This window comes from Actinoplanes subtropicus, assembly GCF_000721705.1.
GTDB lineage: Bacteria > Actinomycetota > Actinomycetes > Mycobacteriales > Micromonosporaceae > Actinoplanes > Actinoplanes subtropicus.
Window position 1 is genome coordinate 1 of the sequence record NZ_JOJL01000036.1, and the last position, 17,496, is coordinate 17,496.

Annotated in this window: 21 protein-coding genes and 1 pseudogene; 10 read left to right on the forward strand and 12 right to left on the reverse strand. The window is 72.7% G+C overall.

Annotated features, from left to right (window positions below):
• A pseudogene (locus IH26_RS61640) lies at positions 1-196 on the forward strand (methyl-accepting chemotaxis protein); the annotation flags it as partial.
• Positions 197-305: 109 nt separating this feature from the next.
• Here IH26_RS61640 and IH26_RS0140035 read toward each other — a convergent pair.
• From IH26_RS0140035 to IH26_RS0140050, 4 genes are read right to left on the reverse strand one after another with little or no spacing between them, the layout of a single operon-like run.
• On the reverse strand, positions 306-866 hold the full coding sequence (locus tag IH26_RS0140035) for a TetR/AcrR family transcriptional regulator (RefSeq protein ID WP_030441508.1): 561 nt from the start codon (positions 864-866) through the stop codon (positions 306-308).
• A 12-nt stretch (positions 867-878) separates the two neighbouring features.
• Positions 879-1,601, reverse strand: coding sequence for an ABC transporter permease (locus tag IH26_RS0140040; RefSeq protein ID WP_030441509.1), 723 nt, complete (start codon positions 1,599-1,601; stop codon positions 879-881).
• On the reverse strand, positions 1,598-3,070 hold the full coding sequence (locus tag IH26_RS0140045) for a DUF1349 domain-containing protein (protein ID WP_051809372.1): 1,473 nt from the start codon (positions 3,068-3,070) through the stop codon (positions 1,598-1,600). Before IH26_RS0140045 ends, IH26_RS0140040 begins: the two co-directional genes overlap by 4 nt.
• Positions 3,067-3,786: an ABC transporter ATP-binding protein gene (locus IH26_RS0140050; RefSeq protein WP_030441511.1), complete on the reverse strand. Its 720-nt coding sequence runs from the start codon at positions 3,784-3,786 to the stop codon at positions 3,067-3,069. Before IH26_RS0140050 ends, IH26_RS0140045 begins: the two co-directional genes overlap by 4 nt.
• Before the next feature lie 86 nt (positions 3,787-3,872).
• On the opposite strand from IH26_RS0140050, the gene IH26_RS0140055 reads away from it, so the two are divergent.
• From IH26_RS0140055 to IH26_RS0140075, 4 genes are all read left to right on the forward strand, one after another.
• Positions 3,873-4,976 (forward strand): sensor histidine kinase, encoded by a 1,104-nt coding sequence (locus IH26_RS0140055; protein WP_030441512.1) that lies wholly within the window; start codon positions 3,873-3,875, stop codon positions 4,974-4,976.
• Positions 4,973-5,680 (forward strand): response regulator transcription factor, encoded by a 708-nt coding sequence (locus tag IH26_RS0140060; protein ID WP_084599505.1) that lies wholly within the window; start codon positions 4,973-4,975, stop codon positions 5,678-5,680. The genes IH26_RS0140055 and IH26_RS0140060 overlap by 4 nt, the downstream gene beginning before the upstream one ends.
• The gene (locus tag IH26_RS0140065) at positions 5,680-6,210 is read left to right on the forward strand and encodes a hypothetical protein (RefSeq protein ID WP_157437620.1); all 531 of its coding nucleotides are present in this window, start codon (positions 5,680-5,682) and stop codon (positions 6,208-6,210) included. Before IH26_RS0140060 ends, IH26_RS0140065 begins: the two co-directional genes overlap by 1 nt.
• A 258-nt stretch (positions 6,211-6,468) precedes the next feature.
• Entirely contained in the window at positions 6,469-7,245 is a 777-nt protein-coding gene (locus IH26_RS0140075) for an inositol monophosphatase family protein (RefSeq protein ID WP_169789888.1), read from the forward strand.
• A 140-nt stretch (positions 7,246-7,385) separates the two neighbouring features.
• Here the strand turns inward: IH26_RS0140075 and IH26_RS0140080 are convergent, their stop codons facing one another.
• Positions 7,386-8,096 (reverse strand): VOC family protein, encoded by a 711-nt coding sequence (locus tag IH26_RS0140080; protein ID WP_030441516.1) that lies wholly within the window; start codon positions 8,094-8,096, stop codon positions 7,386-7,388.
• Positions 8,097-8,305: 209 nt separating this feature from the next.
• Positions 8,306-8,947 carry a GNAT family N-acetyltransferase gene (locus IH26_RS0140085; protein WP_030441517.1) on the reverse strand — a complete coding sequence of 214 codons (642 nt, stop codon included), beginning with the start codon at positions 8,945-8,947 and terminating at the stop codon, positions 8,306-8,308.
• A gap of 165 nt (positions 8,948-9,112) precedes the next feature.
• Between IH26_RS0140085 and IH26_RS58830 the strand changes: the two genes are divergently transcribed.
• Positions 9,113-9,331: a hypothetical protein gene (locus IH26_RS58830; protein WP_211268848.1), complete on the forward strand. Its 219-nt coding sequence runs from the start codon at positions 9,113-9,115 to the stop codon at positions 9,329-9,331.
• On the opposite strand, the gene IH26_RS0140095 is transcribed toward IH26_RS58830, so the two are convergent.
• The gene (locus tag IH26_RS0140095; RefSeq protein ID WP_030441518.1) at positions 9,302-9,742 is read right to left on the reverse strand and encodes a MarR family winged helix-turn-helix transcriptional regulator; all 441 of its coding nucleotides are present in this window, start codon (positions 9,740-9,742) and stop codon (positions 9,302-9,304) included. The two genes, IH26_RS58830 and IH26_RS0140095, sit on opposite strands and share 30 nt — an antisense overlap.
• Before the next feature lie 74 nt (positions 9,743-9,816).
• Here IH26_RS0140095 and IH26_RS0140100 point away from each other — a divergent pair, with 74 nt between their 5' ends.
• Positions 9,817-10,449, forward strand: a complete 633-nt coding sequence (locus IH26_RS0140100; RefSeq protein WP_030441519.1) for a maleylpyruvate isomerase family mycothiol-dependent enzyme — start codon at positions 9,817-9,819, stop codon at positions 10,447-10,449.
• Positions 10,450-10,708: 259 nt separating this feature from the next.
• Here IH26_RS0140100 and IH26_RS0140110 read toward each other — a convergent pair whose 3' ends face one another.
• Entirely contained in the window at positions 10,709-11,134 is a 426-nt protein-coding gene (locus IH26_RS0140110; protein ID WP_030441520.1) for a PPOX class F420-dependent oxidoreductase, read from the reverse strand.
• A 44-nt stretch (positions 11,135-11,178) separates the two neighbouring features.
• Positions 11,179-11,484, reverse strand: coding sequence for a hypothetical protein (locus tag IH26_RS0140115; RefSeq protein ID WP_030441521.1), 306 nt, complete (start codon positions 11,482-11,484; stop codon positions 11,179-11,181).
• A 110-nt stretch (positions 11,485-11,594) separates the two neighbouring features.
• Between IH26_RS0140115 and IH26_RS61645 the strand changes: the two genes are divergently transcribed.
• Both IH26_RS61645 and IH26_RS0140120 read left to right on the forward strand, forming a co-directional pair.
• Complete coding sequence (locus IH26_RS61645) at positions 11,595-11,993, forward strand: hypothetical protein (RefSeq protein WP_169789889.1); 399 nt, start codon at positions 11,595-11,597, stop codon at positions 11,991-11,993.
• Between the two features lie 343 nt (positions 11,994-12,336).
• Positions 12,337-13,983 (forward strand): P-loop NTPase family protein, encoded by a 1,647-nt coding sequence (locus tag IH26_RS0140120; protein ID WP_030441522.1) that lies wholly within the window; start codon positions 12,337-12,339, stop codon positions 13,981-13,983.
• A 128-nt stretch (positions 13,984-14,111) separates the two neighbouring features.
• Here IH26_RS0140120 and IH26_RS0140130 read toward each other — a convergent pair whose 3' ends face one another.
• Both IH26_RS0140130 and IH26_RS0140135 read right to left on the reverse strand, forming a co-directional pair.
• Positions 14,112-14,561, reverse strand: coding sequence for a nuclear transport factor 2 family protein (locus IH26_RS0140130; RefSeq protein WP_030441523.1), 450 nt, complete (start codon positions 14,559-14,561; stop codon positions 14,112-14,114).
• A gap of 29 nt (positions 14,562-14,590) precedes the next feature.
• Positions 14,591-15,304: a class I SAM-dependent methyltransferase gene (locus tag IH26_RS0140135; RefSeq protein WP_034216990.1), complete on the reverse strand. Its 714-nt coding sequence runs from the start codon at positions 15,302-15,304 to the stop codon at positions 14,591-14,593.
• Positions 15,305-15,341: 37 nt separating this feature from the next.
• On the opposite strand from IH26_RS0140135, the gene IH26_RS56570 reads away from it, so the two are divergent.
• Positions 15,342-15,953 carry a TetR family transcriptional regulator gene (locus tag IH26_RS56570; protein WP_051809376.1) on the forward strand — a complete coding sequence of 204 codons (612 nt, stop codon included), beginning with the start codon at positions 15,342-15,344 and terminating at the stop codon, positions 15,951-15,953.
• On the opposite strand, the gene IH26_RS0140145 is transcribed toward IH26_RS56570, so the two are convergent.
• Entirely contained in the window at positions 15,927-17,492 is a 1,566-nt protein-coding gene (locus IH26_RS0140145) for a beta-N-acetylhexosaminidase (RefSeq protein WP_030441526.1), read from the reverse strand. The two genes, IH26_RS56570 and IH26_RS0140145, sit on opposite strands and share 27 nt — an antisense overlap.
• Positions 17,493-17,496: the final 4 nt, after the last annotated feature.

Sequence of the window (17,496 nt, forward strand, 5' to 3'; positions counted from 1 at the left end):
GGCGACGGCGTCGGAGATCAGTCGTAATGTCGGTCAGATCGCGACCGGTTCGGGGGAGATCGCCCGCAACATCGGTGAGGTGGCGGAGGCCGCCGGGGCGACGGCGAAGGGCGCCGGCGTCACCCAGGAGTCCGCCACTCAGCTGAGTGAGCTGGCCAACCGCGTCGACGGGTTGGTCAAGTCGTTCCGGTACTGACGATGACTTTCCGGGGCGCCGGCGGTCTGTGCCGGCATGACCCTGCCTGAGATCGTGTCGCGCGACGCCGGGGAGGAAGGCCGGGGCGGCAACGCGGCGATCCCGGGCTTCAGCTGACGCCGAGGAGGCGGACGAAGACCTCGGCCAGCGCCGTGGCGGTCGCGGCCGGGGTGTCCGTCGGCAGCATGATGTGGCTGACCGTCAGCCGGATCACCGACTCGACGGCGAGCGCCACCGTCGGCGGCGGCACCTCGGGCAGGTGCACGCCGGCCCACTCGGTGAGCACCGCGCCGACCACGGTCAGGATCTCGGAGCGGAAGGTCAGGTACGGCAGGAGGCCGCCGTGCCCGCTGGTCAGCACGCCCCGGACCAGCGGGTTGCGGGTGGCGTCCTCGAGGGTGATCAGGATCCCGGCGTAGCAGCCGGCCCGGGCGTCGCCGCCGTGCGCGACCATCGCCGCCCGCACTCGCTGCGCGAAGTGCCGCACCTCGCTGACCGCGAGGGCCTCGGCCAGCCCGGCCCGGCCGCGGAACTCGTTGTAGACGGTCTGCCGGCTCACCCCGGCCCGGGCGGCGACGTCGGCCATCCGCACGCTGTCCCAGCCGCGCTCGACGGTGAGGTCGCGCGCGGCGAGGATCAGCGCGTCCCGGGTCGACGACCGGACCTCCATGGGCAAGACAGACTACACATCTCGGGTTCGCAATGTGAACGCTCCCAGAGTGAGCAGGACGAACGCCCAGGCCGCGGCGACCCCGAGCCCGGGCCACGGCCCGATCGGCAGGCCCTTCAGGTCCACCGTGGACTGGATGGCCTGACCGGCGGTGGACGGCGACAGTCTGTACACCCACCGCGCCCAGTGCGGGTCGAGCAACGGCATCATCACCGTCGGCGCGAGTTGCAGGCCGAGCACCACGCCGGCGCCGGCGACCGCGCTGCGGACCAGCGCGCCGATTCCCAAACCCACAAGACCGATCAAGCAGAGGTACGCCACGGCGCCGAAGCCCGCGCGCAGCACCGCGCCGCTGGACAGCGCCGGGTAAGCGCTTGCCAGCCGGTGCCCGGCCAGCACCGAGATCACGATCGACGGCACGCCGACCGCCAGGATCCCGGCGAGCAGGCAGACGGCCTTGGCGGCCAGCACGCCGAGCCGCCGGGGCAGCGCGGTGAAGGTCGCGGTGATCAGGCCCGACCCGTACTCGCCGGCCAGGATCTGGACTCCCCAGACGGCGACCGCGGCCTGGCCGAGTTCGACGCCCATCAGGCTGGAGCGCACCACGTCGGCGCTGGAGGCCGTGCTCGCCGCGACCGAGACGGCCACGGTGAGCAGGGCGATCAGCGGGAGCGCGACGGCCGCGTCGGGGACGGTGCGCAGCTTCGTCCACTCGGCGCGCAGCGCGGCCCTCATGCGTCGCTCCGGCGCGCCCGCAGGATGGCCAGCCCGAGCAGGGCGGCGGCCCACGCGGCCAGCACGCCGAGCCCGGCCCACGGTCCCAGGGGGTAGTACCCGTCGGACGGGGTGTAGGGCAGCGAGATCTGGTGGTACGCGGGGAGGACCTGCTGGAACGCGAAGCCGGCCGCCGGGGTCAGCCGCAGCAGCCACCGCCCGGCGCCGGGCGGCAGCAGCGAGGTCGTGGCCAGCAGGTACGGCAGGACGACCAGCACCACGGCGAGGGCGATGGCGATCACTCCACGTTTGAGGGCGGCGCCCAAGGCGTACGCAAAAATCGCCGCGAGCGACAGCAGCAGGGCCGCCCCGACGATCACCCGGACCTGGGTGCCGACGGCGGCGGGCAGCAGGGTGACGTGGTGCGAGCGGAGCACCCGGGACGCGACCGGCACGGCGATCGCGGTCGCGAGCAGGGCCGGGACGAAGGTGACCGCGCCGAGCACCGCGGCCTTGGCGGCGAGGACCCGGCCGCGGGCGGGCATCGCGGCGTACGTGGTGCGGATCAGGCCACGCCGGAACTCGCCGGTGATGTACAGGGCGCCCACGATGATCACCGCGATCAGCGCGACGATCACGCCGGTGAGGGCGAAGTCGATGGTCGGGCCGCCCTCGTTGCCGGCGGGGGCGATGTCGCCGCTGCCCGTGACGGTCAATCGGCCGTTGCTCTCGGTGTAGCCGTCGGGCGTGTGGTACTTCTGCCAGTCGGTCTGTTCGCCGGTGTCGCCGACCTTGGTGAGGCTCCACGCGCCGGTCCGGTCGATCCGGTCGAAGACGGCGGTGGCCTGGGTGAATCTGGCCTGGACGATGGTGCCCCCGCGAGGGCTGGCCTCGTTCGTGATGTCGCTCGGCGACGTCACAAAGAATCCGATATTTACCGATTTATGAATATTTTTCAGGACGACGGTCTCGATCGGAGTCCACGCGGCGCCGTCGCTCGATGCATACCCAATGATCTTGTCACCCTGGCGCGAGATACGCAGCCAGCTCGCCGCGGATGGCCCGGCCCTGTCCTCGGTGAAGTTGTTTTGCATGCGGACGCCGTTGTGCCCGGTCATCATCACGGCGGCGTAGGCGGCGCCCACCTTCGTCCCGTCCTTGATCATCAGACCGGCCTTGGCCCAGGGCACCAGCCCGGCGACGATCGCGTCGTGATTCGGCGGGGGATAGGTGATGATCCCGGTGAACCCGGCCAGGTGTGCGGTCAGCTCGCCGTCGCCGTCGAGGGTCTGATGCACGTACGAGAACTTGTCCCGCACCGCCTCCCCGCCCGGCCCGGTCGGCGGCGCCGGGCAGATCCGGCCCATGCAGTCCTGGGAGATGCCGTACGCGCCGGCCACGCCCAGCCCGAGGATCGCCGCGAACGCCACCACGATCCCCGCCACCCACGCCCGCACGCTGCGGAACTTCGTCCACTCGGCGCGGATCACCGCAGCACCCCCGTGCCGCGGGTCAGCGTAAGGTAAGCGCTTTCCAGCGACCCGTACCGCTCGGTCATCGCGACCGTCGACGCCGCCTCGACCACCTTCCCGGCCCCGGCGAACACCACGTGCCCGGCGACGTCCTGCAGCTCGCTCATCAGATGGCTGGAGACCAGCACCGCCCGGCCCTCGGCGGCGAGCGACCGCAGCAGCCCGCGCATCCAGACGATGCCCTCCGGGTCGAGCCCGTTGAACGGCTCGTCCAGCATCAGCACCGGCGGGTCGCCGAGCATCGCCGCCGCGATCCCGAGCCGCTGCCGCATGCCCAGCGAGTAGCCGCCCGCCCGGCGCCGCGCGACCGGCCGCATCCCGGTCATCTCCAGGACCTCGTCCACCCGCTTCGGGGGCAGCCCCTGCGAATGCGCCAGCCAGAGCAGGTGGTTGCGGCCCGAGCGGCCCGGCTGCAGCGCGCCCGGGTCGATCAGCGCGCCCAGCCTGGTAAGCGGTTTCCGCAGGTCCTGGTAGCGGGAACCGCCGACCAGCGCGGTCCCCGAATCCGGCCGGTCCAGCCCGAGGATCACCCGCATGGTGGTCGACTTGCCCGCGCCGTTCGGCCCGACGAACCCGGTGACCTGTCCCGGCCCGGCCGTGAAGGTCATCCCGTCCAGGGCGACCGCCGGGCCGAACCGCTTGTGCAATTCGCTGACTTCGATGATGGCGTCCATGCCGGAAGTTCTACGGAGCCGGGCCTAACGCGGGCGCGACGGCAAACGTCATGTGTTTGTTAGGCCGCGCACGGCATGCTTGGCCGATGGGCGTCCGGACGCGTTACACGATCCTGTACGGCGCGATGATCCTGGTGACCGGTCTCGGCCTGATCGCGATCATCGGCGCGTTCGGCAGCAGCAGCACCACCCGCGCCCCCGACGGCGGCGGCCCGGCCCCGGCGGCCGAGCAGATCGAGCGCCTGCGGCGGCAGCTCGACCAGTCCGACGAGGCGCACTCCCGGCAGCTGCTGCTCGGCGTGGTGGTCGGCATGGTGGTGGTCCTGTTGCTGTCGTTGCTGCTGGGCCGGCTGCTGGCCGGGCGGGTGCTGCGGCCGCTGCGGGTGATCACGGCCGCGACCCGGCGGATCTCGGCCGACAACCTGCACCAGCGGCTCGCCGTCCATGGGCCGAAGGACGAGGTGAAGGACCTGGCCGACACCATCGACGGGCTGCTCGGGCGGCTCGAGGAGTCGTTCGCGGCGCAGCGCCGGTTCGTCGCCGACGCGTCGCACGAGCTGCGCACGCCCCTCGCCACGATGCGCGCGTCGCTGGACGTGGCGATGGCCAAGCCGGCGCCGGTGCCGGCCGAGACCGCGGTGCTGGCCGACCGGATCCGGGCCGAGCTCGACCGGGTCGACCGTCTCCTCGAAGGGTTTCTGCTGCTGGCGCGGGCGCAGCACGGCGCGCTCGACGACCGGTCCGCGGTTTCGCTGGGCGCGCTGGCGGCCGAGGCATTGAAAACATCAAAGACCAGGCTCGAGGTGTACGCCGATCTCGACGCCGACGTGGTGACCAGGGGAAATGCGGTGCTGCTCGCCCGGCTCGTGGGCAACGTGATCGACAATGCCATCCGCCACAACGTGCCGGGCGGCTGGGTGCGGGTGTCGGTGTCCGGGGTCTCCGGCGAGGCCCGGCTGGTCGTCCAGTCGAGCGGGCCGGTGCTCGACCATTCGCAGGTGGCGCGGCTCGGGCGGCCGTTCCAGCGTCTGGGGGCCGAGCGAACGGGCGGCGACGGGACCGGGCTCGGGCTGTCGATCGTCGCGGCGGTGGCGGCGGCGCACGGCGGGTCGGTGTCGCTCGCCGCGCTGCCCGCCGGTGGTCTGACGGTCACCGTCGACCTGCCCCTCGCGGTGGCGGTGCCGGCGTGAGGGTGCTCGTCGTGGAGGACGCGCGGGCGCTGGCCGAGGTGGTGGCCGAAGGGTTGCGCGATCAGGGGATGGCCGTCGACATCGCGTACGACGGACTCGGTGCCGCGGAAAAGCTGGACCTCAACCCGTACGACGTGGTCGTCCTTGATCGTGATCTGCCCGGGCTGCACGGCGACACGCTCTGCCAGATGATCACCTCGCGGGAGGACCGCTCGATGGTGCTGATGCTGACCGCGGCCGGGTCGGCGGACGACCGGGTCCGCGGGCTCACCCTCGGCGCCGACGACTACCTCGCGAAACCGTTCCACTTCCCGGAGCTGGTGCTGCGGATCCGGGCGCTGGCCCGCCGGCAGCCGGGCGCCCGGCCGCGCACGCTGCGCGCCGGCGGGCTCGAACTCGACCCGATCACCCGGACCGCCACCCGCGACGGCGTACCGCTGAATCTGTCGGTCAAGGAGTTCGCCGTCCTGGAGGCGCTGATGCGGGCGGCGCCGGCCTTCCTCAGCAGCGAGGCCCTGCTGGAGGAGGTGTGGGACGAGAACGCCGACCCGTTCACCAACACGGTGACCGTCACCATTGGACGGTTGCGGCGCAAGCTCGGCGACCCGCCTGTCATCACGACCACTCCTGGAGTGGGCTATCGCATCGCGGAGAGAGGTTCACCTTGTCCGGGCGGGAACGCATCGAGCACATCGTCGTCCTGATGATGGAGAACCGGTCCTTCGACCACCTCGTCGGCTTCCTCGACCACGACAACCCGGAATATCCGCGCCTCGACCGGCTCGACGTGTCCTGCCCGCGCTATCCGTGGCTGCCGTTCGGGCCGAAGGTGCGGCCGACGCCGGACGCGCTGGCGGTGCTCGGCACCGATCCGGACCACTCGCACGAGGCGGTGATGGATCAGCTGTACCCGCGGCTGGGCAGGCCGACCATGACCGGATTCATCGACTCGTACGCGTACAAGATCAAGCACGGCACGATGCGGCGGATGCCGTGGTGGCAGAAGGCTTTCTCGCGGCTTCTGGAAATGCTGTCCCGGCTGTTCCGCCGCCGTCAGCCGATCCCCGCCACGGCTGACGAGATCATGCGGTGCTTTCCGCCGGCCGATCTGCTCGACCAGTTGCCGTTGTTGGAGACGCCGCGTACCGATGTGCGTCCGGTGCCGGTGCCGGTGCCGGTGCCGGCGGCGCAGGTCGCTGTTGCCGCCGTCGGGCCGGTTGAACCCGCCGGCTGAACGACCTCCAGAGTAGCCTGGTCGAACTGGCCGGCGGCGTGCACAACGCCCGCACATCACTGCCTGCTGGTCCGGCCGTTCCCGCCGAGGTGGTCGCTGACATCTCGTCTATTCCGCCTATTTCGACCGATGTGCTGAAGTTGCACCCGGAGGCCAGCACGCTCGCTGCCGCTCAGACGGGCCTCCTGACGCCCGGGTCCGAGGCCAGCCGGGTGGTCGACGCCGTCGTGGCCGACTTCGTGGACTAGGGTGGCCGTGGTGGATCTGGATCTTCAAGCGGCCCGCGACCTCGCCACCACTCTGGCCGTCCGGGCCGGGCGGCTGCAGGTCGAGCGGCGCGACACGCTCCGGGTGGGCGCGCCCAAGGCACACGCCAACGACGTCGTCTCCGACGTCGACATCGCCAGCGAGCGCCTCATCGTGGACGCGATCGTCGCCGACCGGCCGGACGACGCCGTGCAGGCCGAGGAGGGCCACGGCCGGCCCGGAAGCAGCGGCCGCACCTGGATCGTCGATCCGCTCGACGGCACCCGCAACTACATCAGCCGCACCGGCCCGTGGTCCGTCTGCATCGCCCTGTACGACGGCGACCGCCCGCTGGTGGCGGTCGTGCACGATCCGGCGGCGGGCGAGACCTTCAGCGCGGTCGACGGCGGCGGCGCGTTGCTGAACGACCGCCCGCTCGCCGCGTCGGCCGGCCCACCCCTGGCCGAGGCCCTGGTCGGCGTCAGCTTCCAGCCCGGGCCGGCCACCAAGGCCCGCGCCGGCCGCCTGATCCAGGAACTGCTCCCGGCGGTCGGCGACATCCGCCGGCTGCCCGCCGCGCTCAACCTGGCGTACCAGGCGGCCGGCCGCCTGGACGGCGGCGTGGCCCTGGACACCAAGCTGTGGGACATCGCCGCCGGCGCGCTGATCGCCCGCGAGGCCGGCGTAACCCTGGGCGGCCACGGCCCCGACTTCACGACCGAGCTCACCATCGGCGCCGCCCCGCCCCTGTGGCCGGATCTGTCGTCCCTGGTCCGCGCGGCGAGTTAGCCCCGTCGGTCGTCGTTGGTTCGCGTGGCGAGTTGGCCCCGTCGGTCGTCGTTGGTTCGCGTGGCGAGTTGGCCCCGTCGGTCGTCGTTGGTTCGCGTGGCGAGTTGGCCCCGTCTGTCGTCGTTGGTTCGCGTGGCGGGTCAGTCCCAGCAGAGGCAGAACGGCTTGCCGGCCGGGTCGGCGTACACCCGCCAGTTGTCCCCGCCGGAATGCAGCGAGGTGGCGCCGATCCGCAGCACCGCCGCCTCGGCCGCGTCCACGTCGTCGACCGTGACGTCCAGATGCAACTGCTGCGGGTACGCCGGATCGGGCCAGCGCGGCGCCCGATAGTCCGCGATCTGCTGGAACATCACCGGCTGCGCCCCGTCCTCGCCGATCATCGCCATGCCGGTGCCCTCGTACGTGATGGCCTTGCCGAGCAGTTCGGAGTAGAACACGCTCAACTGCTTGGCGTCCGGACAGTCGAGCATCACGCCCATCAGCGTCGTCTCCTGCTTGTCCGGATACCGGCACAGATCAAACGGGTGCCCGGCCGGGTCGGCGAGGGTGTACCAGCTCTCGTTCTTGTGCAGCAGCTCGGCACCCAGCTCGACCGCCCGCGCCGAGCCGGCTTCGAGATCCGGCACCCGCAGGTCAAGGTGCGCCTGCTGCGGATACGCCGGATCGGGCCACCGCGGCGCGACGAAGTCGGAACTGAGCTGGGTAGCGACCCGCCACCCGTCCCCGGTCGTCAGCGTCACCCATTCGTCGTCGGCATACGCCTCGGTCCACCCGCCGAGCGCCCCGTAGAACGCCGCGAGCCGCCGGGCGTCGGGCGCGTCCAGCGCCACCGCACGCAAGGTCCCGATCATTGCCCTGTCCCCTCCCGAGTCACTGCTCATCCTGCCCGCGCCGGCCCGGCCGGACCACCGCATCCGGTCCCGTCCGCATCACCACCGCATTCGGTACGCGCCGGCTCCCACCCGGCTTGCCTCCGCCGGACACACTCCCTTCACGGTCCGGACCGGTCAGCCACGCGAGCTCGTAGTCGGCTCTTGCCGGGCCGAGCCGCTCGGCGGCGCTAGCCGCCCGGCGCCGTGGCGATCAGGACGTCGGCGACGGTGTGCCAGCCCAGCCTCCGGTACAGGTGCTGCCCGTCCTCGCTGGCGACGAGAATGCCGTTCGCGGCGCCCTCCTCCCGCGCAGCCTCGGCCAGCGCCCCCATCACCACGCTCGCCAGCCCCCGCCGCCGATGCGCGGGCAAGGTCTCGATCCGGTCGGCGACCCCGTCCGGACCGCTCAGCCCGATCGTGCCGCGTGCCGCCTCCTCGCCCGTCGACGACTCCCGGACCGTGGCCGTGACCGCCGCCCCGACCCGTACGACCTCAAGCTGGTAAGGGTCCGCCGGCTTGCTCGACGGGTGGTCCGCCAGCACGACGGTCATCAGCTGCTCGGCCCGCTTGAGCAGCACCAACCCGGCCCCGGCGAGCGCCTCGGCCGCCGCTTCCGGCGAGGTCGTCGCCACCGTCAGCCACGTGACCTCCCGCTCGCCGAGCACCCGCGCCGCCAGCTCCGGCACCGCCGCGTCGGAGAGCGCCACGTACTCGACGTCCCGCCCGGGCTGCAGACACCGCACCCGCAGGCCGTCGCCCAGGTCCTCGACCCCGTTCAGGCCACGCGCCGCACACCAGCCCCGATGCCACCGCTCGATCAACTCACGCACCCGGCGAGCTTAGTTGCCCACCCAGGCTCGACATCCGTGGCGGCCGGTCGCGTGCCGGGCGATGTTCGTCGGCCGGCGCCGGGCCGGACGTGTGCGGCGGCTGGTCGCGTGCCGGGCGATGTTCGTCGGCCGGCGCCGGGCTGGACGTGCGTGGCGGCCGGTCGCGTGCCCGGTCGACGTTGGGCCGACCGTAAGACGTTCGGGCATCCGCGCGTCGGCCCGATCGTGATGGATTGCGAAACCCTGGTCGCCCCCGACCTGGGGCAGGAGCTGCTGGTGCTCTCCCCGGCGGGCGTCGAGGATTCGGAGCGTCTCGGCCTGCTCCTCGTCCTGGGCACCGAGGAGTTTCCGCCGTCAGCGGTAGGGGTCGGTGAGTTCCCGTAACCGGCCGAGGTGTTGTCGCAGGGCCGCCATCCGGGGCCGCCCGAGGTGTGCCTCCCACTCGGCCTCCACCTCGGCGACGATGGCGGCGGCGACCGGGATCGCGGCCGCGCCGCGTGGCGCGATCCGCACCAGCCGGGCCCGTGCGTCGGTGGGGTCGGGGGCCCGTTCGACGTAGCCGGCCCGTTCCAGCTGATCGACCAGGAAGCCGGCCGACTGCTTGGTGATCTGCGCCTGCTCGGCCAGGTCGGTCAGGCGGCTGCCGTCGGGCGCGATCCGCTGGAACACCCGCGCCTGCGCCGGTGTGAAGTCGTCGAACCCGGCCTCGGCGAGGCCGGCGAATACCCGCGACTCCATCGCCCGATAGGGGATGAACAGCAGCAGTCCGAGGTTCAGCGGCGGCTCGCCGGCCATGCCGTCCTCCTTGACACTGGTCAGAGTCTCTGACCAAACTAGTCAGATACTCTGACTGTACCAGGGAGGCCGGGATGGACCGCGAGGACAGCTGGCGGGCGATTGCCGCGATGCGGATCGACCTGGCCGGCCTGCTGGGCGGGCTCGACGAGCCGGAATGGGAGAAGCCCTCGCTGTGCGCCGGCTGGCGGGTCCGTGACGTCGCCGCGCACGTAGCGATGACGCCGCTGGCGCCCGGCGTCCGCTCGATGCTGGCCGACGCGGTGCGGGCCGGCGGCCGCTTCCATCGGTTCAACCACGACCTGGCCGTCCGGCACGCTTCGACCCGGGCCGTCGGCGCGCTGGTGGGGGAGTTGCGCGAGCACGCGGACGACCGGCGGCTCCCGGTCGTCACCAACTACCGCAACATCGTGCTCGACGTGCTGGTGCACGGCCGGGACATCGCGATCCCGCTAGGCCGTGAGCTTCCCGTGCCGTCCGGCGTGGGTGTGGCCGCCGCGACCCGGGCCTGGACGATGGGCTGGCCGTTCTGGGCCAAGCGCCGGCTGCGCGGCCTGCGCCTGGTGGCGACCGACGCGGACTGGACGGCCGGCGACGGCGAGGAAGTACGCGGCCCGATCGACGCGCTCGTCCTGCTGCTGACCGGCCGCACCGCCACTGCCGTCCCGCGCCTGACCGGCCCGGGTCTGCCCCGTCCAACTGCCTAGGCGACGGCCCGGCGCTGTCGGGACGCGTAGGCGCCAGCCAACTTCGCCAGGGCCTCGGCGCAGCCGAGGAGCACACCGACGATGAGCTGACCCACCAGATCGCCATTGACCTGACCGGCTCGATCCGTTACGGCAGTTCGATTTTGGCCAACCGCATGGAGGTGTACGACGAGGTCGCCGGCACCAGCCGCATCCTGTCCGGGCGCACGACCCAGGGTATCGGTCGCAGCGGGAGCCGGCCGCGGCGACCGACAACCCCTCAGGTCTGACGGGTCCAGGGGCCGACGCCGCCGATCCGCTCGATCGCATACCGCACGATGTAGCCCGAGGTGCGCGGGGCGGGGAACTCCTTCTCCGCCGACATGTACACCTTGGTCAGCCGGTTGAGCAGATCCCACGCCTGGTCGGTCGGCTCGATCGTGGCGCGGGCGCGCAGCACCGCGTGCTCGTTGAGGAACACGGCCCGATCCCGCGGCGCGTCGAAGGACAGCACGACCCGCTGGTCCCGGCTCATGTTGCGTAGCTTCCTGTTCCAGGTCAGGTGTCCACTGACGACATCGTCGCCGGCCAGCCCGATCCAGATCACACTGACCTGCGGGCTCCCGTCGAGGTTGACCGTGCTCAGATGGGCCAGCGGCCCGGACTCGACGAGGTCGCGCAGTTCCTTCGGCAGCGGCGTGCTCACCGCGCCACCCTATCGCCCGCGGGCCGCCGCCGAGGGCCTTCGAGCTAGCGGCGCGGGCGGCGGTCGGCCGCCGCATAGGACGCGGCCGCGGTCAGGGCGGACACCGCCAGCACCGATGGCCACGAGCCGATCCGCTTGGCGAGCGGGTGGGACAGACCAAAGGCGCCGACGTACGTGGCGACCAGCGCGCCCGTCACGACCGGATTGGTGCGGCGGGCCCACTCCCGGCCGGCCAGTACGCCGCCGGCGGCCAGGACGGCGCCGCCCAGCGGGCGGATGCCGGTGCGGCGGGCCAGTTGCCAGCCGCCGATCAGGGAGCCGGCGGTGATCGCGGCAGTGGGGAGGCGCATGAGCACGACCGTACACCCGGAGCTTGATCGGTCCAGCCGACCGGGCATATTCAAGCCCGTGGACGAGACCCCCGGGCTCAGCCGGCGGCGGGCGCTTCAACTCGCGGCCGGTGCGGTGGTCTCCGCATACCCACGCTCGCGGAACAAGCCGCAACGCCGTCTCGAAGATCAGCTGCCGGGTCTGCTCGCCCCGGGCCCGCCGTGGCGCGGACGGCGAGGGCTCAGCGGCAGCGGTCGTCACGGGACGGCCGGCCGGTCCCGGACGCCGTGCACCGGGTCGCGTCCGAGGTGCGGGCGCGGGCACGCTCGCCGCCGCGGGCAGCGGCAATCCGCACAATGTCGACAGTTTCCGCCGGCCCCGCCACCACGCCTGGCACGGCCGCGCCCTCGCGATCCTGCGTCCGGCGAAGACCCCGGGGCCGGTCACCCTGGTCGCATCGGCGCCGGGTCTGCGTCCGGCGAAGATCTCCCTGCCCGTACGCGAAAAGCCTGTAAGCGAAAAGCGGTGAACCGCCCGTTTGGGTGACCTTCCGCCCGTACGCGAAAAGCCCTAAGCCCCCCAATAGGGTGACCGGCGTTTGTCGGCCGCTCCGCTCGGGGAAGCTGGTGGTCACTCCGGACCCGCCGGGTCGGGAGCGGATCGTCGGCCGTGTGGCGGTTGCGGTGGTGGTCCACGATGGAAAGGCTTCTCACGGCAGGGCGTGCCGTTCCCGCGCGGTTCTTGCGGCGGATTTCGTGCCCTCCGGTAGGAAGCCCGGCCCGTCGTGACGAGGCGGGCCGGCATGCGGAAGGCCGGGTGATGAGCGTGCGCACGTTCCGTCCACGCGTCGCCGAGGTCGGCGGAGGCGGCGCGTGATCGACCCGCATGCCGGACTCGCCGACCTGATCGATGTGGTGCGCGCCGAGGCCCGCAAGCTCGGCCGGGACGATCTCGCCGCCCTCCTGCCGGCCCCGCCGGGCCCGCGGGAAACCCTGCGCCGGCCCCGGATAGTGGTCAGCGGCGGCCCCGGCCGCGGCAAGTCGCGCCTGGTCAACAGCCTGCTCGGCCGGCCCGGCCTGAGCCCGGTGGGCAGCCGGCCGACGACCGCCGGGTGGATCGAGTTCCGCTACGGCGCCGACGACGGCCTCACCGCGCTGCTCACCGACCCGGGCCACCCGGGGACGCCGCGGCGCGTGCCGATCCCGTTGAGCGAGCTGCACGCGTACACCAATCTGCATGAGGTTTCCGCTCCCGTCCTGGGGATCGATGCCCGGCTGGACGCCCCGGTGCTGCGCGATCTGATCCTGGCCGACACGCCCGGGGTGGGTGGCCCGCACGGCGCGTGGAACGCCGACGCGCTGCTGTTCGTCGGCGACGCGACCGGCCCGGTCACCGAGCACGAGCTCGCCTTCCTGGCGGCGGCGACGCAGCACATCGACACGATCGCGGTGGCGGTCAACAAGAGCGACGTGGTCGGCCACGAGCGCGCCCTGGCCGAGACCCGCCGCCGCCTCGCCGCCCACCCCGACCTGGCCGGTCTTCCGGTCTTCGGCACCTCGGCCCGCCTCGCCGAGCAGGCCGGCCGTCCCGGCACCCCGCGGCACGTCGCCGTCCGGCTCACCGAACTGGCCGGCACCCGTCAGCTGATCGACCTGCTCACCTTCGCGGCGACCACGTCGATCCGCCGCCGGCGCGCGGCGGTGCAAGCTCACACCACCACAGCGGTCGTACGCGAACTGCTGGCCCACCTCGACCGGCTGGCCGGGCCCGCCGACCGGCTGGACGCCGAGATCGCCACGGTGACCACGCTGCTGGACGGCGGCGGCCTGCTCGGCGCCCGCTTCGAGGAGGCCCGCCAGGGCGCGACCCAGCGGTTCGCCGCCCGCGCCGAAGCCCTCGGCACCTGGCACCGGGAGGCCGCCGAGGACGGCCCCGGCGACGCTCTGGAGACCCTGCCGCCCCGGCTGGTGGTCGGCCTCGCGGCGACGGGCTGGTCGGCGCTGGAGGAGACCCAGGAGGCGATCCTCGAATCGGTCCGCGACTGCCTGCGCGACGACGTGCTGGCACCACCGGCCGCCGAGCTGAGCCTGCGGATGCGCTCACCCGAACCGCCCGGCTCGGTCCGCGACTTCACCCCCACCCTCACCGGCCTGCTGACCGGCTCGGCGATGGCCCTGTCCGTGCTCACGGGTTCGGGCGCGGTCGGCGCCGACATCGCCCTCGCCGCCTGCACGGGCTGGTGGCAACTGCGCGGCGACGGGGCGCAGCGCCGCACCCGCCTGTCCACCTGGGTGGAGGCCGCGGTGACCGAGGCCCGCACGGCCTTCGAGAGCGAGTTGCGCCGCCGGGTGGGTGCGGCCCGGCAGTACGTGGCCGAGACACTGCCGCGCCTGCTGGAGGCCCGGCGCGACCGGCTGGAACGCCTGCGCACCGACCGCACCGACCCGGCGGTGGCGGAGGAATCACGGGTCACGCTGAAGCGGGCGCTCGACGAGCTGTCCCGCCGCACCGTCGCGTAGCCGGACCTCAGGTCGCGGCGATCGAGTCGACGTGGAAGTAGGCGCAGCCGGACCACACGTCGAAGCCGCCGCCGGCACTGGCGATGCCGGGCGGGCGCCGGCGCGGCAACCAGGGCGGGGCAGCGGGGTCAGTGCAGCGGGATCCCGGTTTGGTCGCCGGCCGGGCGGGGGCCGAAGATGCGCCGCTCCGACTCGTCGATGCGCAGGTCGTTGATGCTGGCCTCGCGGCGGCGCATCAGGCCCTGGCCGTCGAACTCCCACAGCTCGTTGCCGTAGCTGCGCCACCACTGCCCGCTCGTGTCGTGGCACTCGTATTGGAACCGTACGGCGATCCGGTCCCCGTGGACCGCCCACAGCGACTTGCGCAGCGCGTAGTCGAGCTCCCGCTCCCACTTGGCGGTGAGGAAGGCGACGATCCCGGCGCGCCCGGTGACGAAGACGTCCCGGTTCCGCCAGACCGAATCCTCCGTGTACGCGAGCGCCACCCGTTCGGGGTCGCGGGTGTTCCACGCGTCCTCCGCGGCCCGCACCTTGGCGGCCGCGGTCTCGGGGGTGAACGGCGGTACCGGTGGTCGCACGACAAATCCTCCAGGTGAGAGTGACGACGTCAGGGCGCGGTCGCGGTGACGACGCGGACCGGTGGGTGCATCGACCAGTGCCGGCCGGAGACGCGGACGTCGGCGGCGCCCCCTTCGCGGAGCGTACCCGCGTACGCGGAAGTGGCCTGGAAGTCGAGGATCACGATGCGCCCGCCCGGCCGCACCACGCGCAGCAGTTCCCGCACCGCCCCGGGCCGGTCGCCGGGCGGCAGGTTGTGGATGGCGAGGCTGGCGAGCGCCAGGTCGAAAGCGGCGTCCGGGAACGGCAGCTCGCGCATGTCGCCGTCGAGCGCCTCGACCCGCCCGGCGACGCCGGCCGCACGAGCGTTGGCCAGCAACGCGTCGGGGCCGTTGCCGGACTGGTCCTGGGCGCGCCAGATGTCCACGCCCACGAGGTGACCGGCCGGCACCACGCGGGCGGCCGCGACCAGGACCGAGCCGCGGCCGGGGCCGGCCTCCAGCACCTCCTCGTCGCCGCGCAGACCCAGTTCGCGCAGCGTGCGGGCCCAGAGCCGGCGTTTGCCGATCAGGCTGCTGTAGAGCATCCAGCCGCACTGGACCAGGAACGTGAGCGCACTCAGCCCGGACAACGTCCCGAGCGCCGCGCCCCACCAGGCGGCCGTGAGCGCGAACAGGGCCGCGCTCAGCGCCGCGAGCCCCACGCCGACCACGGCGAACAGCCGCACGATGCCGGGCGCGTCGATCCCGTACCTCGCCCGCATCTTTACAGCGTAAAGCCGGGAGTTTTACGCTGTAAAGATGCGAGGGGAACTGAGCCGGCGGGCGATCGTCGAGGCGGCGCTGGCGATGATCGACCGGGACGGCCTGGAGGCGCTGTCGATGCGCAAGCTGGGCCGGGCGCTCGGCGTGGAGGGCATGGCGCTGTACCACCACTTCGCGAACAAGAACGCGCTGATCGACGCGGTCGTCGCCGCGGTCGCGCCGGAACCGCCGGCGCCGACCGACGACTGGCAGGCTGATCTGGCGGCGCTGAGCTACCGGTACCGGGACGCCGTCAACGCCCATCCGAACCTGCTGCCGGTGCTGCTGTCCCGGCCCAGCCACCACGAGAAGGCCGCCGCCACCCTGGAGGCGCAGTATTCGGCTCTCCAGCGGGCCGGCCTCAGCGGCTCGGCCCTGCTGGACGCCCATCGCACCTGGGGCAGCTTCGTCATCGGCTACCTGGTGGTCGAGCAGCAGGGCCGCGCCGCGAGCGCCGAGTGGCGGCCGGTGGCCGGCTCGGACACGCCGGTCACCGCCTCGCTCGACGCGTTCCAGGCCGCTCGCGACTGGGACGAGCAGTTCGCGATCGGCCTGCACATGCAGTTCGACGCGATCGAGGCGCTAGCCAACCCAGTCGATCTGGGTTGACCGGTAGAAGTTCACCCCCTGGGCGTCCCAGCGCGGCCCGTAGGCGCCGAGGCGCGAGCGGAACGAATTCCAGTCGTGCGAGCGGGACCAGCCCAACTCCGCGATCGCCGCCAGCCGGGGGAACGCGAGGAACTCGATGTCCGCCATCTTCCGCAGCGTCTCCGACCACAGCGGCGCCTCCACCCCCAGCACCGCGGCCGCCGGGACGTCGCTGAGCCGGGTGCCCGGGTCCCAGTCGTACGCCGTCCGCACCTCGATGTAGCCCGCCCAGTCCAGCCCGATCGGGGTCTGCGGGTTGTACTTCTGGTCGAGGTAGGCGAGATTCGCCGGCGACATGACCACCCTGGTTCCCTGCCTCACCGCGGCGGCCAGCGTCGCGTTCGAGGTGTCCAGCCCCCAGTACTGGGCAACCGCTTTCCTCGCGGCCGGCGCCGCGGCGATCTCGTTCCAGCCGTACGCCGTCTTCCCGTACTTCGCCACCAGCGGCAGCACCCGCTTCTCGAAGGTCAGGTAGTCGGCCGGCGTGGTCGCCTGCGCCTCGTCCCCGCCGATGTGCAGGTAGGGCCCGGGCGTCATCGCCGCCAACTCCCGGATCACGTCCTCGACGAACCGGTACGTGACCTCCTTGCCGATGCACAGCGAGCTGTAGCCGACGTCGGTGTCGGTCCGCGGCGGCGGCGCCACCCCGTCACAGGTCAGCTCCGGGTACGCCACCTGGGCCGCGTTCACGTGCCCCGGCATGTCGATCTCCGGCACGATCGTGATGTACCGGTCGGCCGCGTAGCGCACCAGATCCCGGTACTGCGCCTTGGTCAGGTAGCCACCGCCGACCCCGTCCACCCCGGTCCCGGGCGCGCCGCCGACCTGGGCCAGCCGCGGCCACGAGTCGATCTGGATCCGCCAGCCCTGGTCGTCCGCGAGATGCAGGTGCAGGTAGTTCACCTTGAACCGGCTGATCTCGTCGATATACCGCTTGATCTCGTCCGGCGAATGGAAGTGCCGCGCCTCGTCGAGCATCGCCCCGCGGTACGCGAACCGCGGATAGTCCACGATGTCCCCGCCCGGCACGGTCCACCGCCTCTGCCGCGGCGTGCTCGCGTCGATCGCCGCCGGCAGCAGTTGGCGCAGCGTCTGCACCCCCGCGAACAGCCCGGCGTTGCTGTTGGCCCGCAAGTCAACTTCGTTCGCGCGTACGCCCAGCCGATAGCCCTCGCCGCCCAGCCGCGCACCCACCGCCCCGGTGGCCAGCGAGATCACCGGCGTGAAGCGCGGCGCCCGCGCCACGATCGGCAGCGGATACCCGGTGGCCGGCCGCAGCGCCTCGGCCAGCCGCTGCGCGACGGTCCGGGCGGTCGCCGCCGCCTCGATCACGGTTCCCTTGGTGAGCCGGAAGGCCGGGCCGCCGGGACGCACCTCGACCGGCGCCGGGATGACGCTGCCGAGCGTGGTCGCCGGGGCGGCGGGGGAGGGCGCGGCCGCGGCGGGCGCGGCGGTCAGCGGCAGGGCGAGGGCGAGGAGTGCGGCGAGAGGTACGCGCATCCCC

Bases quoted from the DNA above. Each gene is read 5' to 3' on its own strand.
- IH26_RS0140080 (WP_030441516.1), bottom strand. From the start codon at position 8,096: ATGATCGGGACCTTGCGTGCGGTGGCGCTGGACGCGCCCGACGCCCGG.
- IH26_RS0140135 (WP_034216990.1), bottom strand. From the start codon at position 15,304: ATGCGGGCGAGGTACGGGATCGACGCGCCCGGCATCGTGCGGCTGTTC.
- IH26_RS0140035 (WP_030441508.1), bottom strand. From the start codon at position 866: ATGGAGGTCCGGTCGTCGACCCGGGACGCGCTGATCCTCGCCGCGCGC.
- IH26_RS0140055 (WP_030441512.1), top strand. From the start codon at position 3,873: ATGGGCGTCCGGACGCGTTACACGATCCTGTACGGCGCGATGATCCTG.
- IH26_RS0140040 (WP_030441509.1), bottom strand. From the start codon at position 1,601: ATGAGGGCCGCGCTGCGCGCCGAGTGGACGAAGCTGCGCACCGTCCCC.
- IH26_RS0140095 (WP_030441518.1), bottom strand. From the start codon at position 9,742: ATGGCCGGCGAGCCGCCGCTGAACCTCGGACTGCTGCTGTTCATCCCC.
- IH26_RS0140145 (WP_030441526.1), bottom strand. From the start codon at position 17,492: ATGCGCGTACCTCTCGCCGCACTCCTCGCCCTCGCCCTGCCGCTGACC.
- IH26_RS0140115 (WP_030441521.1), bottom strand. From the start codon at position 11,484: ATGCGCCTCCCCACTGCCGCGATCACCGCCGGCTCCCTGATCGGCGGC.
- IH26_RS0140065 (WP_157437620.1), top strand. From the start codon at position 5,680: ATGATGGAGAACCGGTCCTTCGACCACCTCGTCGGCTTCCTCGACCAC.
- IH26_RS56570 (WP_051809376.1), top strand. From the start codon at position 15,342: ATGCGAGGGGAACTGAGCCGGCGGGCGATCGTCGAGGCGGCGCTGGCG.
- IH26_RS0140100 (WP_030441519.1), top strand. From the start codon at position 9,817: ATGGACCGCGAGGACAGCTGGCGGGCGATTGCCGCGATGCGGATCGAC.
- IH26_RS0140050 (WP_030441511.1), bottom strand. From the start codon at position 3,786: ATGGACGCCATCATCGAAGTCAGCGAATTGCACAAGCGGTTCGGCCCG.